This is a genomic window from Paenibacillus sp. FSL H3-0469, from assembly GCF_038051945.1.
In the GTDB taxonomy this organism is placed as follows: Bacteria; Bacillota; Bacilli; order Paenibacillales; family Paenibacillaceae; genus Paenibacillus_AQ.
On the sequence record NZ_CP150302.1, the window covers coordinates 6,053,900 to 6,070,956 of the forward strand.

At 56.5% G+C, this 17,057-nt stretch carries 16 protein-coding genes; 12 read left to right on the plus strand and 4 right to left on the minus strand.

The genetic code is table 11. The annotated features are described in order from the left end of the window. The first annotated feature begins 44 nt into the window (after positions 1-44). The 4 genes from NSS83_RS26525 (at position 45) to NSS83_RS26540 (ending at position 3,927) form a co-directional block, all read left to right on the plus strand. Entirely contained in the window at positions 45-827 is a 783-nt protein-coding gene (locus tag NSS83_RS26525) for an MBL fold metallo-hydrolase (protein WP_341188081.1), read from the plus strand. Positions 828-917: 90 nt separating this feature from the next. Next, positions 918-1,265 carry a VOC family protein gene (locus tag NSS83_RS26530; RefSeq protein WP_341187405.1) on the plus strand — a complete coding sequence of 116 codons (348 nt, stop codon included), beginning with the start codon at positions 918-920 and terminating at the stop codon, positions 1,263-1,265. A 301-nt stretch (positions 1,266-1,566) separates the two neighbouring features. Further along, the gene (locus NSS83_RS26535; RefSeq protein WP_341187406.1) at positions 1,567-2,148 is read left to right on the plus strand and encodes a GNAT family N-acetyltransferase; all 582 of its coding nucleotides are present in this window, start codon (positions 1,567-1,569) and stop codon (positions 2,146-2,148) included. Positions 2,149-2,163: 15 nt separating this feature from the next. Further along, positions 2,164-3,927: an ABC transporter ATP-binding protein gene (locus NSS83_RS26540; protein WP_341346861.1), complete on the plus strand. Its 1,764-nt coding sequence runs from the start codon at positions 2,164-2,166 to the stop codon at positions 3,925-3,927. A gap of 4 nt (positions 3,928-3,931) precedes the next feature. Here NSS83_RS26540 and NSS83_RS26545 read toward each other — a convergent pair whose 3' ends face one another. The 3 genes from NSS83_RS26545 to NSS83_RS26555 form a co-directional block, all read right to left on the minus strand. Beyond that, positions 3,932-4,288: a hypothetical protein gene (locus NSS83_RS26545; protein WP_340991419.1), complete on the minus strand. Its 357-nt coding sequence runs from the start codon at positions 4,286-4,288 to the stop codon at positions 3,932-3,934. Between the two features lie 112 nt (positions 4,289-4,400). Then, positions 4,401-5,213 carry a Cof-type HAD-IIB family hydrolase gene (locus NSS83_RS26550; protein WP_341187408.1) on the minus strand — a complete coding sequence of 271 codons (813 nt, stop codon included), beginning with the start codon at positions 5,211-5,213 and terminating at the stop codon, positions 4,401-4,403. 134 nt (positions 5,214-5,347) lie between these two features. After that, positions 5,348-6,259, minus strand: coding sequence for a DMT family transporter (locus NSS83_RS26555; RefSeq protein ID WP_341346862.1), 912 nt, complete (start codon positions 6,257-6,259; stop codon positions 5,348-5,350). Between the two features lie 232 nt (positions 6,260-6,491). Between NSS83_RS26555 and NSS83_RS26560 the strand changes: the two genes are divergently transcribed. Beyond that, positions 6,492-7,202, plus strand: a complete 711-nt coding sequence (locus NSS83_RS26560) for a metal-dependent hydrolase (protein WP_341187410.1) — start codon at positions 6,492-6,494, stop codon at positions 7,200-7,202. 90 nt (positions 7,203-7,292) lie between these two features. Here NSS83_RS26560 and NSS83_RS26565 read toward each other — a convergent pair whose 3' ends face one another. Then, the gene (locus NSS83_RS26565) at positions 7,293-8,297 is read right to left on the minus strand and encodes a lipoate--protein ligase (RefSeq protein ID WP_341346863.1); all 1,005 of its coding nucleotides are present in this window, start codon (positions 8,295-8,297) and stop codon (positions 7,293-7,295) included. 269 nt (positions 8,298-8,566) lie between these two features. Here NSS83_RS26565 and cobD point away from each other — a divergent pair, with 269 nt between their 5' ends. From cobD to NSS83_RS26600, 7 genes are all read left to right on the plus strand, one after another. Beyond that, on the plus strand, positions 8,567-9,658 hold the full coding sequence (cobD, locus tag NSS83_RS26570; RefSeq protein WP_341346864.1) for a threonine-phosphate decarboxylase CobD: 1,092 nt from the start codon (positions 8,567-8,569) through the stop codon (positions 9,656-9,658). A 54-nt stretch (positions 9,659-9,712) separates the two neighbouring features. Continuing rightward, positions 9,713-10,696, plus strand: a complete 984-nt coding sequence (locus tag NSS83_RS26575) for an adenosylcobinamide amidohydrolase (protein ID WP_341346865.1) — start codon at positions 9,713-9,715, stop codon at positions 10,694-10,696. A gap of 40 nt (positions 10,697-10,736) precedes the next feature. Next, positions 10,737-11,702, plus strand: a complete 966-nt coding sequence (gene cbiB, locus NSS83_RS26580) for an adenosylcobinamide-phosphate synthase CbiB (RefSeq protein WP_341187414.1) — start codon at positions 10,737-10,739, stop codon at positions 11,700-11,702. 114 nt (positions 11,703-11,816) lie between these two features. Next, positions 11,817-12,446 (plus strand): histidine phosphatase family protein, encoded by a 630-nt coding sequence (locus NSS83_RS26585; protein ID WP_341187415.1) that lies wholly within the window; start codon positions 11,817-11,819, stop codon positions 12,444-12,446. A 604-nt stretch (positions 12,447-13,050) separates the two neighbouring features. Further along, the gene (locus tag NSS83_RS26590) at positions 13,051-14,511 is read left to right on the plus strand and encodes a PLP-dependent aminotransferase family protein (protein ID WP_341187416.1); all 1,461 of its coding nucleotides are present in this window, start codon (positions 13,051-13,053) and stop codon (positions 14,509-14,511) included. Positions 14,512-14,520: 9 nt separating this feature from the next. Continuing rightward, positions 14,521-15,609 carry a D-alanine--D-alanine ligase gene (locus tag NSS83_RS26595; RefSeq protein WP_341187417.1) on the plus strand — a complete coding sequence of 363 codons (1,089 nt, stop codon included), beginning with the start codon at positions 14,521-14,523 and terminating at the stop codon, positions 15,607-15,609. A 5-nt stretch (positions 15,610-15,614) separates the two neighbouring features. Continuing rightward, entirely contained in the window at positions 15,615-16,838 is a 1,224-nt protein-coding gene (locus NSS83_RS26600; RefSeq protein ID WP_341188082.1) for an aminotransferase class I/II-fold pyridoxal phosphate-dependent enzyme, read from the plus strand. The last annotated feature ends 219 nt before the right edge of the window (positions 16,839-17,057 follow it).

The window sequence follows — 17,057 nt, forward strand, 5'->3', positions numbered from 1 at the left end:
AACTGACAGATATTCGAGAAAAAGACGATGAGGTGGGCGGGCATATGGATACATTAGTGTTCCTCGGAACAGGGGATGCCATGGGCGTACCCCGGGTCTACTGTGATTGTGAGACCTGCACGGAAGCGAGAATCACCGGGCGCAACAACCGCCTGCGTTCTTCTGTGCTTATAGATAACGGCAGCGGCTTCCTGGCGATCGACTGCGGACCGGACTGGCGGCGGCAGATGGAGCTGCAGGGACACCGTACCATGAAGCGTCTGCTCGTGACACATGCGCATTTCGATCATATCGGCGGGCTGCCGGAGTGGGCCGACAGCTGCCGCTGGATGGGCTTCCGGGGCGAGCTGTACGCTCCGGCAGAGGTTATTCCTGTCATTCAGCGGCAATACCCGTGGCTCACCGGACATATCGACATGATTCCTTGCGATGACGGCATCACATTGGACGGCTGGCAGATTTCGACTTGGCGGGTCAACCATGGCAAGAATGGTTATTCCTACGCCTACCGGCTGGAGAAGGAGGACTATGTCTGGGTGTACTGCCCGGACTCGATCTCTCTGACCACGGAGGAAACCAGGCGTATGCATGGAGCGGACCTGCTGGTGCTGGGAACCAGCTTTTATTACGAGGCAGCTGAATTGTCCACCCGCTCTGTGTATGATATGACCGAAGCCGCCGACCTGCTGGAGACCGTTCAGCCGCGCCATGCGGTCTACACACATATGTCGCATGACATCAATCTGGACAAGGATTATATTCTGCCTGAGAAGGTTACGCTTGCTGTGACGGGGATGAGGCTTCCGCTGTACCGGGAGGAGTTCTAAGCAGCATAGTAGTGCGGGAGTTGTGTGATGTCACTTAGGATGTGTGCAATTTGAATTAGTGAGTTGGAGTGCCGAGAGGAGCTGGTTGTGATGATCAAAGGTTTCGGAGGTATCTTCTGGAGGACCGGAAATCTTGAAGCGGTGAAGAAATGGTACAGTGAGGCACTGAAGCTTGAAATCGACAGTTGGAACGGGACTGTAATCAGACCCGGGTCAGGCAATGAGACGGTCTTGTCCTTCTTCAGTGAGCATGATCCTTATTTCCCGGCAGAGCAACAGGTGATGTTGAATTTCCAGGTTCATGATCTGGACGAGGTTATCAAGCATCTGGAGCAGATAGGCGTACCGCTTGCCAAGAACAAAGAGAGTAGCGAATTCGGACAATTTGTTTGGATTACAGACCCTGACGGGCGGCTGGTTGAGCTTTGGGAGAAATAAAGCCGAAATACGCTCCTCATAGAGCAGACAGGTTTGATTACTGCTGCTGTATGGGGAGTTTTTATTATGCTTTTCAGCCCCAAGACCGACATGGGAATCAGCCCCCCGCCGCTGGGTCCCTTACCTGGGGTCTAGTAAACTAGAGACATCGGAGCCGCAGAGAGTGGGCCCACCACGAGCCCCTCTTCCAGTTTTATGTATATGATGTGTTTATTTCTTTATTTTCAAAAAGAGAAGGAGGCACTATACTATAACGATGTTCCATAATCCAATCAATCGATCATCGTGGAGGTTTATGAATATGAGTAATGATTTCATTCCGATTATGCTAGATATTCCAGAGAGCTTTGAGACAGAGCGGCTGCTTGTCCGTGCTTTGCGGCCTGGAGACGGTAAGGAAATGAATGAAGCCATCCGGGAGAGTCTGGATGAGCTGAAGCCGTGGATGCCCTTTGCCCAGAGTATGCCGGCTGTGGAGGAAACGGAGCAATACGTCCGTGAATCGCAAGTAGCCTATCTGAAACGCACCACTTTGAATATGGAGGTTTTCCGTAAGGAGGACGGCAGATTCGTGGGCAATATAGGTCTGCATCATGTGGATTGGGATTGCCGCCAATTCGAAATAGGGTACTGGATCAGAAGCTCTTGCTCGGGCAAGGGATACATGACGGAAGCGGTGAACGGAATTACAGATTTTGCAATCAGAGAACTTGGAGCAAGCCGGATTGAAATCCGGTGCAGTGCCCTTAACGGGAGAAGCGCGGCTGTCGCGGAGCGTGCCGGATTTACACTGGATGGTATTTTGCGCAAAAGCACCCGTGAGTCGGACGGGGAGCTCCATGACAGCAAGGTATATGCCAAGGTGCGGGGTGCTGAATTCTAAAGAGGAGCTGATGATGTGAAGAAGAAAGGCGCTTTTACCAGATTAAGTACATACATGCTTAGGCATAAGCTAATTTATGCTGTATTGCTCTTGGTGACGTTGTTCAGTATTGTGCTCGATCTTACGATGGCCTGGTTCCTGGCCCGGATTACGGATGCGGCGGTCCGGCTGGATGTGGAGGCGTTCAAGGGGCTTACCTGGTTCGGGATTCTTTTCTTGCTGGTTACGGGATTGAATACCTTCGTCAGTGCGTATCTCAAGACCAATGTATCGGCCAAAATCAGAAATGAGCTGCGCCAGGATATGATGGGACATACGCTGGCCTTGCCGCAGTCTTATTTCGACCGCAATCATTCGGGTGATTTGTTGTCCCGGTTCACGAATGACAATCAGTCGGTGGGGGAAGCCTGCGGGCAGGTGATGCTGGATCTGCTGCGCAACCCGCTGCTGGCGGTAGCCTCCTTCGGTTATCTGCTCTATATTAACTGGCTGCTGGCGCTGATCTGCCTGTCCATCGGGCCGCTGCTGTTCCTGACCGGTAAAATCTTCGGCAATGCGATGCGCATCAACAGTGTGCGGGTGCAGGAAAGTATGAGCCGGACGACGGCTTTTCTGAACGATATTCTGGGCAGCAGTATGGTGTTCAAGGCCTTCTCCATGGAGCGCAGGCTGCAGAAGCAATATGTGGGCTACAGTGAGGATATTGCCTCAGGGGAGAAAAAGAAAGCAAGAATCGAAGGCGCAACCGGAGCGATCTCCTCCTTGCTGGGGAATCTGACCTTCCTGCTGGCGCTGGTGATTGCCGGGTGGTTCGTGGCGAATGGAAGACTTGAGGTCGGGGCGATGATCGCCTTCATTCAGCTGATGAACTATCTGGTGGGTCCGTTCTCGTCCCTGCCGGGCCTGGTCGCTTCCATGCAGCAGTCGCTGGGTGCAGCGGAGCGGATCTTCGAGGTGATGGATGCGCCTGCGGAGGTTGAGGTGCTGCCAGAAGTCCGGGCGGAGCTGCCGGGATTCGGGGAGCTTCGGCTTGCAGAGGTATCATTTAGCTATCCGGGAAGTGAGAAGCAGAGCCTGAACAAGGTCAGTCTGGAGCTAAGATGCGGACAACAAATGGCCGTAGTAGGTCCGAGCGGCGGCGGGAAATCTACTCTGTTCAAGCTGCTGCTTGGTTTCTATCAGACAGATGCGGGTGAGGCTGCGATCAACGGCCGTCCGATCAGCGGAATACCGCTTGCAGAGCTGCGGAGCTACTTCGCCTATGTACCTCAGGAGTCGGGCCTGTATTCCGGGAGTATCCGGGACAATATCGAGAGCGGCAAGCCTGGTGCGTCAGATGAAGAGATTGTTGAGGCGCTGCGGCAGGCGAATGCGTATGAGTTCGTGATGGAGCTGCCGGAAGGCATACACACGGATATCGGTGAGCATGGCTCCCGGTTGTCCGGCGGCCAGAGACAGCGGCTGTCCATTGCCAGAGCGATGCTCAAAAATGCGCCGATTCTGCTGCTGGATGAAGCTACGGCTGCTCTCGACAATGAGTCGGAGCGAATGGTCCAGCAGGCGATCCGTAAGCTCATGAACGATAAGACAACGCTTGTGATCGCCCATCGGCTCTCAACGATCCAGAATGCCGATGTCATACTGGTGATGGAGAACGGAGAGATTGTAGAGCGGGGCGGACATGAGGAGCTGCTTGCGGCTGAGGGACGGTACTCGGATCTGTATCATTCACAGCTGGAGCAGGAGGCGGAAGAGGAATTGTTAGCCCCTATAGTCTAGCCTGCTAAAAACTGTCCATGGCCTGGATCACCTGTCCCAGCGCCTGGAGTCTTCTTTCAAGAAGCGTCCGCTGCGGGCTGCCGGCCTTAGACTTGGCATAACTGGATTCTACGGATGGGGTTAACCCGAGCAGAACATGGCGGGCTTCTGCCAGCTCGGCAGGGGTATAAGAGAGCGGCTTCTGATTCCAGACGTTGTCCAGAACAGCTAACCCGATCTGCATGGCATTCAAGCGTTTCTGGACCAGAGTCGTATTGGAGCCGCTGCTTGTCATCTGAGTTAGGGCGCTCTCAAGCTTACGGATGGTCGATTGCATCGAGGCTATGGATTGCAGTTGTTCCTCATTTGATATCTCTTCCATGAAGGATATTCCTCTCTATATTAGGATAAAAGGGTGGCGCACCGCAGTTCGTACCATGAACCTGCGGGGTACCACCCTTTTGGGTGTTATACTCCGCTGTTATTACAGCAGCTTATGCTTCTTGGACTGTGTTAAGAATGAACTTATCAATGGCGTATTTCACGCCGTCCTCATTGTTGCTGAGTGTAATGAAATCAGCGATTTCCTTAAGTGCAGGAATGGCATTCGCCATCGCCACACCGAGACCCGCAGCTTCAAGCATCTCATGATCATTCCAGGAATCGCCGACAGCCATCGTCTCGGACAGCTCGCAGCCAAAGTGTGCAGCCAGGAATTCCAGGGCCAGGCCTTTGGTGCCTTCATGATGCATGATCTCCAGGAAATGCGGCTTGGACTTCGTGATATGAACCGAATCGCCGAGCAGGCTGCGCAGGATCGGAGACAGCTCATCGAGGAAATCGGGATCATCGATAATGAGCATTTTTGGTGTTTTTTGCGGAACCAGCTTGGCTTCCCAGTCCGGCTCAATGTAGTACTGCGTTCCGTTCAGAGTGGAATAGTCAATCAGCTTCTGGTTCTCTTCGCGGGCGTACAGCTTGTCGTCAATATAAGTCTGCAGGTGCAGGTCATGCTCTACACAATACTGGAAAAGCTTGCGCACTGCGTCCTGCGGCACATAACGCTCATACAGGACCTCTTCATCAAGCAGGTTCTTTACCAGCGCCCCCTGATAGGTGATGATCGGCACATTCAGTCCGGTCTGGCGGGCAATCGCCTGGGCGGAAGCATAAGCGCGGCCGGTAGCGAGGGTAACCACAACGCCTGCGGCTACAGCCTGCTCCAGCGCGGTCTGGGTGGCCGGGGTCACTTCCTTGTCGTCGTTAATCAAGGTATCGTCAATATCAATGGCAATCAATTTGTACATTTGGGTTCTCTCCTAAGTATGGTTTGTAGTCCGGCTATCCGCTATCACTTCTATAGGAAGAGGAACGGAAGCACGGCTCTCTGTCTGTAGCAATGGAACTTATTAGTCTGGTAAAAGGGTTCGCAGATTCCGGTTCAGCCCTCCGCCTGGGTCCCGGACGGTGCGGGGCTGAGCTCTGCCAGCAGCATGGCGGCCAGAATGCAGCCGCAGCCGAGCAGCGCAGATGCGCCCAGCGTCTCTCCGCCGAAGAGCAGGCCGGTGACGGCCGCGAACACCGGCTCCATGGCATAGATGATCGCCACCCGGGACGGGGTGGTGTATTTCTGGCAGGCCGTCTGAATCCAGAAGGCGAAGGCGCTGGTCGGGCCGATGGAGATCAGCAGCGCGGTGAGTACCTCCGGCTGGCGGAGCAGCTCCCCGCTGTGCAGCAGCGGGCCGCTTCCATCCACGAGGAGGGAGGCAGCGATGCTGAGCAGGCCTACGAAGCCGAGCTGAAGCGCCGCCAGCGGCAGGGCCGGATAACGCGGTGCGTATCTGCCGGTATACGCGATTTGCAGCGCAAAAGCCACGGCGCAGAGCAGAATCAGGCCATCGCCCTTATTGAGGGAGAAGGCAGAGCCGGTAAAGGTCAGCAGATACAAGCCGCCTGCTGCAAGCCCGGCGCTCAGCCAGGTATATCTGGAGATGGCCGTCTTGAGCAGCGCCAGAGACAGGAACGGCACCAGCACCACCGACAGACCAGTAATAAATCCTGTGTTAGAAGTGGTGGTGTACAGCAGCCCCATGGTCTGGAAGCCGTAGCCGAGGAACAGGAAGAGGCCCAGCAGCAGGGCATGCATCACCATGCGCAAGCTCAGCTTACGCCATTCCTGGCGGTAAAAGACAGCGGTAATCAAGGCCAGCAGCACAGCGGCACCTGTAAACCGGATGCTGTTAAAGGCAAGCGGCGGCAGCACCCGCACGGCGGACTGCACGATCAGAAACGTGCATCCCCACATCATCGCCACCAGGAGGAGACTTAAGTCGGCGATTCGGGAGCGATTCACAGGGTGTCATCCTTTCAGGGCCAGTTGAGTTGTCCAAATTGTATCCTAAAACAGGGGGCAGGACAAGCCGAAACTGTATGGCTTCCTTGACCCCGCGGGCCTGAAGAGCCTCTAAACTACATATAAGCTGGACAAAAAAGGAAAGCCTTGGTATACTTCGGTAACCGCACACCTGTTCTTATTTCGGGACATCCAGAAGCATTTATACTTTCATCTAAGGAGCGGATTCACCATGATGGGCAAATCCCATTTAGTTATCAGCACCGGGGTTACCCTGTCCGCCATGAGCTTGCTAGGGCATGCCGTTACCCTTCCGGCTGTTGCCGTCGCCGTGGTCAGCTCACTGCTGCCCGATATCGACGAGCCGAATTCCATGCTGGTACGCAAGGCCGTGCCGGAGTTTTTGCTGCGTATTCTGCAGGTAGCGCTGATCGGAGCGGGCATTTATCTTTATTTTGCCGGGATAGCGGAGCCGCCCTGGAATATCGCTCTGGCGCTGCTGGTCGGCAGCGTATCCTTCCTGCCCAGCCGCAGGCTGCGGCATCTGGTGATGCTGCTGATTGCGCTGGCCTTGTTTGCTTTTGCCGATGCCTATGATCCATGGAACTATATCGCCGCCTGTGTGCTGGTCGTAGCTTCCATAGTTCCACACCGGGGTATCACGCATACGCTGTATGCCGTGGCCGGATGGGGCGCGCTGCTGTACTTCGTCTCCCTTGACATGAATGACGGCGGCAGTCTGTGGATTGCCGGGAGCCTGTCCTACGGACTGCATCTCCTTGCCGACTCCCTGACCCAGCGCGGGATCACCCCGTTGCCTCCGATCCCCTTCAAGCTGCGGCTGAAGCTGATGAGCACCGGCACCAAGAAGGGCAACGCGGTGGAGAAAGTATGCGTGATGCTTACGCTGGCGCTCGTTGTGTATGTGTTCGTGCTTGTATAGCGGCGAATCCGGCAAGGATACGAAGACAAAGAACCCCACTAGCTCTGCGCAGGACGCGGCAGGTTAGCGGGGTTCTTTTACATGCAGCTGCTATTCCTCAAGAAACACAAGTCCGATGAAGTCCTCCGGTTCAATGCGGCCGAAGTAATGCTTCAGATCGAGATCAGCCAGCGCCTGGCGGACCTCTGCCTCCTCATAACGCTTGCCGCGCAGCGCGTTCTCCACATCAGCTACATCGCCGACGCCGAAGAAGTCGCCGTAGATTTTGATCTCCCGGATGACCGAATCTTCAATGTCCATGCGGATATCCACGAGCCCTGCCGGGAATTTACGGGTGTGCTTCACGTTGCTCTTAGGCGAGAGACCGTAGTTCCAGTCCCAATTCTGGTAATGCTCCTTGGAAATTTCATTGATCCGCACCCAGTCGTCCATTGTCAGCTTGTACTGCGGCACCTCAGCGGCCTCCATACCGAAGATCGAACGCAACAGCCCCTCGCGGAATTGTTCAATCGTCATGTCAGGATTGCCCAGCAGCTCCTTGATATTGGCGACCCGGCTGCGCACGGACTTGGTGCTCTTCGACTTGAACTTCTCGGGATTCACGTTCAGGGAAGCCTGGACATCATCCAGATTCAGATCGAACATCAGGGTGCCGTGGCTGAACATGCGTCCGCGTGTGGAGAATTGGGCGTTGCCGGAGATTTTCTGCTCCCCGACCTGAATATCATTGCGTCCGCTCAGCTCGGCGTCCACGCCCATAGATTGCAGATAGTCGATGACCGGCTGGGTGAATTTCAGGAAGTTATGGAAGGACTGGCCGTCATCCTTGGTAATGAAGCTGAAGTTGAGGTTACCGAGATCATGATACACCGCACCGCCGCCGGACAACCGCCGCACGACCTGGATGTTATGCTCCTTCACATATTCCTGGTTAATCTCCTCGATCGTATTCTGATGCTTGCCGATAATGATCGACGGGCTGTTGATATAGAAGAGCAGGTAGCTCTCGTCCATCGGGAGGTTTTTGAGCGCAAATTCCTCAATGGCCAGATTGATCGATGCGTCTGTGATGCCGGTATTATCAATAAAAAGCATTCGTGATTCCTCCGTTAACCATAGTAAACTGCTGTACTTATTCTAAACTAAAAGAGAGATTTCTACAAAACGGAACGGGAATGGCGGGTAGAGGCAGGGAAATGGGTGATATAGCATTGACGGATTTCCGGCAATTGGCCAATAATTGGGAGAATGGTGATAGAACTACGGATAGTGAAGTGGAAACATGGACACGGAGGATATTATGATGGAAAGATATGGACACGGGGGATATAGGATGGCGAAATATAAACATGGGGGATATACATATGCTTGAAAAATATGGACATGGCGGTGATCTGCTGACCGCAGCTGAATTATACGGCGATAGCAACGGCGGGTTTTTGGATTTCAGCGCGAATATTAACCCGCTGGGGCCGCCGCCCGGTGTGCTGGCGCTGCTGCGGGATGCGGTCTCCGCTATCACAGCGTACCCCGATCCGGGCCATCGCAGGCTGAAGGCGCTGCTGGCGGAGGAGCTGGGTCTCGGCACGGAGTGGATTACCGTGGCGAACGGGGCGGCAGAGTCGATGGCGCTGCTGCTGCTGGCGGTGGCTCCGCGCCGGGTGGGCATCGTGGAGCCGTGCTTCTCCGAGTACCGCCAGCTCGCCGAGCAGTTCGGCGCTGAGGTCTTGTCCGTTCAGGGGAGCAGCCGGACGGATTACCGGGCTGACGTGGACGGCATCTCCGGCCTGCTGGAGCAGGTCGATCTGCTGTTCCTCGGCCAGCCGAATAATCCGAACGGCGTCCAGTATCCGCTGGACGCGCTGCGGCAGCTCGCGCAGCAGGCGGAGGCCTGCGGGACGGTGCTGGCGGTGGATGAAGCGTTCATCGACTTCATCCCGGAGGCGGACCGGCAATCTCTGCTGCCGGAGCTGGGGGCTTATCGTCATACGGTGCTGGTGCGCTCGATGACGAAGTTTTTTGCCATTCCGGGGCTGCGGCTGGGCTTCACTGCCGCGCATCCGGCGCTTGCCGCGGCCATGACGGGCAAGCAGGTGACCTGGAGCGTGAACGGCCTGGCGCTGCTGGCCGGGGAAGCTTGCCTGCGCTGCGGCGACGGCTACGGGCAGGAGACGCGTGCGCTGATCGCAGCCGAGCGGCAGCGGCTGCGGGAGGGCTTGCTTGAGCTCGGCTGCGGCGTGCCGCCGGGCGAAGCGAACTTCCTGCTGCTGCGGCTGCCCGCTCCGTGGAGCGCGCAGGAGATGCAGCAGCGGCTGGGCGCGGGCGGCATCCTCGTCCGCAGCTGCGCGATGTATCCCGGCCTTGAAGCCGGGCATATCCGTGTCGCGGTCAAGGGCCGCGCAGACAATGACCGTCTGCTGCGGCAGATGGGGGAGCTGATCCGGGCGGGGATGTGAGACATCCGCAATCAGGAGATTTTGAGAGTCACTAAAGAAAGGAGTCGGTGATACGTGGATGAGATCGAGGTTAGTTTGCCTTTTAATTTTGAAGACGGAGTGAAGACGTACCAGAGCAAGGTGTGGCCGGGGCTGGCGCTTGAATGGCGGGAGGGCCATCTGCTGCTGGAATTTCCGGCTGAAGCGGACAGTATATCAAGTGCGGTATATGGCGGAGGCGCGGGGCGTCTGAAGCGTGCGGTGAACCAATACGTCAGCCGGGACTACGAATGCAGCAATCCGGTGCAGGATCTGGAAAACAAGCTTCAGGAGTGGGGTTACCCGCTGGAAGGCTGCGCGGGCCTGATGACGGCAGTTCCACTGGAGCACGCCGCCGTTGCTGAGGAGGATACCGGATCAGCGGGCATATTCTGCTGCGTAACAGCGGCTGCGGGCAACGCGGCCCGGGCGGGATCGCAGCGTAGTGTGCTGGCAGCCTACCGTCCAGGCACGATCAACATCATGCTTGGGATTGATGGATGGTTGTCCCAGTCAGCCATGGTTAACGCTGTGATGACGGCTACCGAAGCAAAGGCTGCGGCATTGGCAGACCTGGGAATCAAGGATTCCGAGAATGCCCTCATTGCAACCGGCACCACTACGGATGCTATCGTGCTTGCGGTGAGCGGAAGCCGCCGCTATGCTGCGGAGCATGTGTATGCCGGGACGGCGACTGACCTCGGCGGAGCCATCGGCAGACTGGTGTACAGCGCGGTGACGGAGAGCCTGCGCTCAGTGGAAGCAGCGAAATCTGTGAGCAGAGCGCAGGCGGAAGAATCGCAGGCTACACAAGGAGTAGACGCGGAAGTGTCGCAGGCTGCGGGCGGGGGAGATGCGGAAGCATCACACGCTGTGCGAGAAATAGACGCGGAAGCGTTACGAGCTGTGCACGGGGTACACGCGGAAGAATCGCAGGCTGCGCAGGGCGTTGACGCGGAAGCGCCAGAGACACCACGATCTGATCTGCCCCGTGTCACTCAGAGCGGCGGCCGGGAATGACGAACACGGACTGTTATACAGAGCGGCGGGGTGATCCAAGGTGAAGCTTGCTATCATCCTGCTCTCTGCTTATATTGTGGACCGGATAGCCGGTGACCCGCGCAAGCTTCCCCATCCCGTTATTTATATGGGGAAGGCGATTAGTGCCCTGGAGCGGGGGATTCGCCGCTTCGCTGCAACGCCCAATGCTCTGAAGCGGGCGGGAATTCTTCTTCCTCTGCTGGTAGCAGGCGGCGCATGGGCGCTGACAGCGCTGGTTGTCATGCTGCTCTACCGGCTATCGCCCTGGCTGGCCGGAGCAGCCGAAGTGTGGCTGATCTCCACCACCATTGCCTCCAAAGGGCTGAAGGATGCGGGCATGGCAGTTTACGCCGAGCTGCGCTCGGGGGATCTGCCCGCTGCCCGCCGGGCACTCGGGATGATTGTCGGCCGCGATACAGGCCATTTGGATAGCCCGGAAATTGTGCGCGGTACGGTAGAGACGGTCGCGGAGAATATCGTCGATGCGATCATCTCGCCGCTGTTCTTCGCCCTGCTGGGCGGCGCACCGCTGGCTATGGCTTATCGTGCAGTGAACACGCTGGATTCCATGGTCGGCTACAAGAATGATAAATACCGCGATCTCGGCTGGGCATCGGCCCGCCTGGACGATGTCGCCAACTACATACCGGCGCGGATGACCGCGCTGCTCTTGACCTTATGTGCGGCGCTTCTGCGGCTGGACTGGCGCAGATGCTGGCACACGGTTCGCCGGGATGCCCGTCTTCATCCCAGCCCGAACAGCGGCTATCCGGAATCGGCAGTGGCCGGAGCCCTCGGCATCCGGCTCGGCGGGGAGAATGTATACCATGGCGTCACCTCCTTCCGCGCTTACATGGGTGATCCGCTGCGGACGATGGAGCCGGAGGATATTATTGTGACCTCGCGGATGATGATGTGGTCATCCGCAATATTTGTCTGCATCTGTGCAGCCGTTGCCCTGCTATGGCACGGGATTGGGGGCTAAAGCCGAATGGGGAAAGCTCAGAAAGCTCGAAAAACTCAGGAAGCTCGAAAAACTCAGGAAGCTAAGAACATCCAGGAAACCTGGGGAGATCAGGCAGCTCCAAAGTTGCAAGACATGCCATCATCACTCATCCAATCTGCGCAGCCGGAACTGGAGCTGGTTTTAGTCCGACATGGCTATACCCAGTGGAATAAGGAACACCGTTATCTGGGCAGCACTGATTTGCCGCTTGTGCCGGGGGAGGCAGAACGGCTTGAGAAGCTGGGGACACAGCCGCCGCTTGGCGGGGAGTTCAGCCATGTCTATTGCAGTGATCTGCGCAGATGCCGGGAGACTCTGGCGGCCTTGGTTCCGCGACTGATGCCGCAGGCAGTCTATGATTCCCGGCTACGGGAGATGGACTTCGGGGCATGGGAGGGGTACACGTATGACCAACTTAAGGATAATCCGCTGTACCGGAGCTGGATTGACAACCCTGGGTCCGCAACGCCTCCGCAAGGGGAGGCGTGGGCGCAATTCGCCGCCCGGGTTGAGCATTTCTGGACACAGCTTCAGCAGGAAGCAGAGGCTCCTGTAGTACCCCGTATATTACTGGTAACGCATGGCGGCGTTATCCGGCAGCTGCTGGCGCAGATCATCGAAGGTGTGACGTTTTATACCGCAGCAGCACCCGCTCCAGGTGAGGTTACGGTCCTGCGACTGCGGAGGGATGGAGGATGCTGGCACATGGCAGAGGGGAACTAACGGTGACTGATGGCGCAACTGCTAACGGGTGATGATCCGCTAATGAACACACTAATGCTAATGTTGCTGATTACCCTGACACTAACAAATACGCTAATGAACATGTTAACGCTATCTCTAACGCAAATGCTGATGGTTACACCCAATCGCTGACGCGTGATTGCACTTTGTACATCAGAATGATCTAAAAACGTATCCAAAACTCATTCTGCTGTATTTCCTGCAACAGAATTTCAGCAATTAGCCCGATAACAGCCAAAATCCAAATTTCTAATGCACATAATGCAGCAGAATACGAAAAAGGGCCAATATACGCTTATCTGATTGTACAAAATACAATAGAACCCTCAGGGAGCGCTCAATTAGTGCCCGGGCAATACCCGAGACTACCCGATAATCACAACCCGCCCGTATCCGTCCGTATCCGCCCGCATCAGGTATTCCCCATTACCGGCATGCTGAGAAGACGCATGTATAAGCAATATTAGCTCCACATTCCAGCCCCTCATCCCCCACAGAACCACGTCCGGCAGAAAATCCCGGGGCGGTGGTTCTTTTTTTACGGCAAAGTCTGTGCCATGATAGCTATGGAGGCGATCGCAGGATGTTTAAGGATTTCAAGCTCATTGCCGGGCGTCCGGTATCGATCCAGGTGAAGGATTACATGAAGCATCTCATCATCAAAAGCGCGCTCCAGGGCGGGCAGAAGCTGCCCTCCACACGTGAGCTGAGCACCTTGCTGAAGGTCAGCCGGAACTCGGTGATCTCGGCTTATGAAGGGCTGGAGGATGACGGCTTCGCCTACACCGTACAAGGCCAGGGCAGCTACGTCGCACAAGGCGCGGCAGCTCAGAACGGTGCGGAAGCCGCCCCATGGACGTTGGACTGGAAGGAACGGCTTAGCGGGCAGGCGCTGCTTGCAGAGGAGCTGGACATTATGAAGCGGGGGATACGCGCGGAGAAGGGCACGATTTCTTTTACCAGCATCGCCCCGGATGAGCGTCTCTTCGAGCTGGATCATGTCCGCAGAGCGTTCCTGGAGCGTATGTCCGTAGAGGGCAACGTTCTGCTGAATTATGGATATGCCAAAGGCTATAAGCCGTTAATAGACTATCTCAAGCAATATATGGAGCATAAAGGCGTGGATCTGCGCGGCAAGGATATGCTGATTACGAACGGGTTCACGGAAGGCTTCGACCTGGTGCTGTCGGCTCTCGGCAAGCGGCATGGCGCAGTGGTCTGCGAGAATCCGACGCATCATACGGCGATCAAGAATCTGAAGCTGCACGGCTTCGGAATTCACGGGGTCACGATGGAGCGGGACGGCATCCACCTCGGGGAGCTGAAGCAGGCGCTGGAGGCGCGGCCGTATGACTGTGCTTATCTGGTTCCCTCCTACCATAATCCCACCGGCATCGTCATGTCCCCCGAGAAAAGACAAGGGCTAATGAAGCTGATGCAGGACTACAACGTGCCGGTGATTGAGGACGGGTTCAATGAGGAGCTGCGCTATTCCGGCGCCCATGTGGCTCCGTTAATTGCGGCGGCGGGCGGCGGGAACGGCGTGGTGTATCTCGGCAGCTTTTCCAAAGTCCTGTTCCCCGGGCTGAGGGTGGGCTGGGTGCTGGCGGATCAGGAGCTGATCTATTATCTGGAGAGTGTGAAGCGGGCGCGGACCATTCATACCTCGACGCTCGACCAGTCCATTCTGTATCAATATCTGCTGGGCGGCAACCTGGAGAAATATCTCAAAAAAGCCCGGCTGGAGTATAAACGCAAATACGAGCTAACCCTGGCCTGCTGTAAGGAGCATATACCCTATGCCTCCTTGTCGGGTGATGGGGGGCTGCATCTGTTCGTAACGTTCGCGGAGGGCTTCAACACAAGGGAATTGCTGGCGGCTTGTCACGCGCGGGGAGTTATTTTTACGGCGGGAGACATCTTTTTCACAGACGGTGCAGGGCAGAACACGCTGCGGCTGGGCTTCTCCAGGGTAGCGGATGAGGATATCGTGAGGGGTATTGCAATCATCGGGAAGACAGCACGGCAAATCATGGGAGAATGAGGTGCGGATATGCTAAGAGTAGGTGTGATTATGGGCGGAATATCGTCCGAATATGAGGTGTCGCTGAAGACCGGCAGGGAGATGCTTAAGGCGCTTGATCCGGCAAAATACACAGGAATCCCGGTACACATTACCTCGCGTAAAGAGCTGCTGGAAGGGACGGCCGGACTGGACTTCGCTCTGCTCGCTCTGCATGGGGCCTATGGGGAAGATGGGACGGTGCAGGGAGCACTGGAGACGCTCGGAATTCCGTATTCCGGGAGCGGGGTGCTCGCAAGCAGCTTGTGTATGGATAAAGGGCTGGCCAAGACGATCATCCGCAGCAAAAGCCTCCCCACACCCGACTGGCTGTGCTGGGACAGCATGGATGACTATGCCCCGGAAGCCGTGGAACGGCTCGTCTATCCGGTGATGGTGAAGCCGAATTCCGGCGGGTCCAGCATCGGCATGACTAAGGTGAATCATCCGCAGGAGCTGCGGGTGGCGGTTGACAAAGCTTTTGCCAGTGCGGATGGAGGCGCGGTGCTGATTGAACACTACATCCAGGGACAGGAGATTACCTGCTCCATCCTGGGGGGAGAGATGCTGCCGGTCATCGGGATTCAATCGCTGGGTGCAGACTGGTTCGATTATGAGGCCAAATACGAGCAGGGCGGAGCAGAGGAGCGGATTATACGGCTGCCGGATGCGTTGCAGGAACAGGTGCGGACGGCGGCGTTAACCTGCTACCGGTCGCTCAAATGCGCAGTGTATGCACGGGTGGATATGCTGCTGAAGGATGGTATTCCTTATGTGCTGGAGGTGAATACATTGCCAGGAATGACGGCAACCAGCCTGTTACCCCAGAGTGCAGCGGCAGCCGGGATGGACTTCAGCAGCCTGCTGGAAGAGATCATTACCGGATCGCTGCGTGAGCGCGGGGGGCTGCAAGGCACATTTGACGAGGGAGCGCGGACGGCTGTGGAGTCAGGAATGGAGCCGAAGTGGCAAGTCAAGGTAACGCAGGAAGCCGCTTATTCCAATCATACCCATAATACCAATCATGTCCCCCAAGCGTCTCAAGCCCAGCCTGTAGAATCTGGAGGTGTCAAGCTATGAGCACTATGAGAAGGAATAAGGTTGACTTGCCTGAAAATAGAAGTAGCAGCCCTGTTCACAGCCAACTCATCAATCCGCGTTTACAGGAGATTCCGCCTTCGGGAATCCGGGCCTTTTTTGATCTGGCTGCGGGTAACAACGATATTATCTCGCTGGGAGTAGGCGAGCCGGACTTCGCAACACCCGAGCAGGTAAGAGCTGCTTGCATCCGTGCGCTCGACCGCGGGGAGACCGGGTACACCTCTAACAGCGGACTGCCGGAGCTGCGGGAAGAAATTTCCGGCTATTTGGAGGCGGGCTTCGGATTGCGTTATGATCCTGCGGATGAAATTCTGGTTACGGTGGGGAGCAGTGAAGCGTTGGATCTGGCACTGCGGGCTTTCATGGCTCCCGGGGATGAGATTCTGATTCCTTCTCCGGGTTATGTCGCCTACGCGCCTATTGCCCATCTGAACGGCGGGACACTGGCACCGGTGGAGACAACGGCGGAGGAAGGCTTCAAGCTTACAGCAGCAGCCTTGCGTCGAGCGATTACTTCACGTTCCAAGCTGCTGATGGTGAATTTTCCAAGCAATCCTACGGGAGCGGTTATGACTTACGAGGACTGGCTGCCGGTTGCTGAAGTGGTGAAGGAGCATGGCTTGATCGTTATTTCCGATGAGATCTATGCCGAGCTGACTTACGACAGCAAGCATGTGAGCATCGCTTCCCTGCCCGGGATGCAGGAGCGGACGGTGGTGATCAGCGGGTTCTCGAAGGCTTTTGCCATGACGGGCTGGCGGGTAGGCTATGCCTGCGGGAACCGCGAGCTGCTCTCGGCCATGCTGAAGATTCATCAATACACTGCCATGTGCGCACCGCTGCCGGGGCAGATTGCTGCGGTCGAAGCGCTGCGCAGTGCGCTCCCGGATATGGAGCGGATGAAAGCATGCTTCAAAGAACGCCGCTCGCTGATCGTGGAGGGCCTGCGGGCCGCCGGATTGTCCTGCCATATGCCGCAGGGGGCCTTCTATGCTTTCGCTTCGATCAGCCGCACCGGGCTCGGGTCAGAAGAGTTCGCCATGCGCCTGCTGCAGGAGGCAGGGGTTGCCGTGGTGCCGGGTCATGTGTTCGGAACTGGAGGGGAAGGATACATCCGCTGCTCCTACGCCGCTTCTACGGCGAAACTGACCGAAGCGCTGGAACGGCTGGAAGGCTTCATGAGAGTTAAAAATCTAATTGTAAGTTGATTTCATATCCCCTATAATCCTAACAGGAAGAAATAGGGAGATTGTAACAGCACTCCGGCCCGTCGCCGGATCAGGAAGCCCCCTTCTTCATATGGAGGGGGCTTTTGGGTTGCAGTAGGGGAAAGCTGGTACTGAAGGACGGAGGCCGGCTGGCAGAGACGCTGTTGGCTGTAAACTATGTAATTGTGGCAGGATGTAGGCTGGTGGGAGGAATAAGAG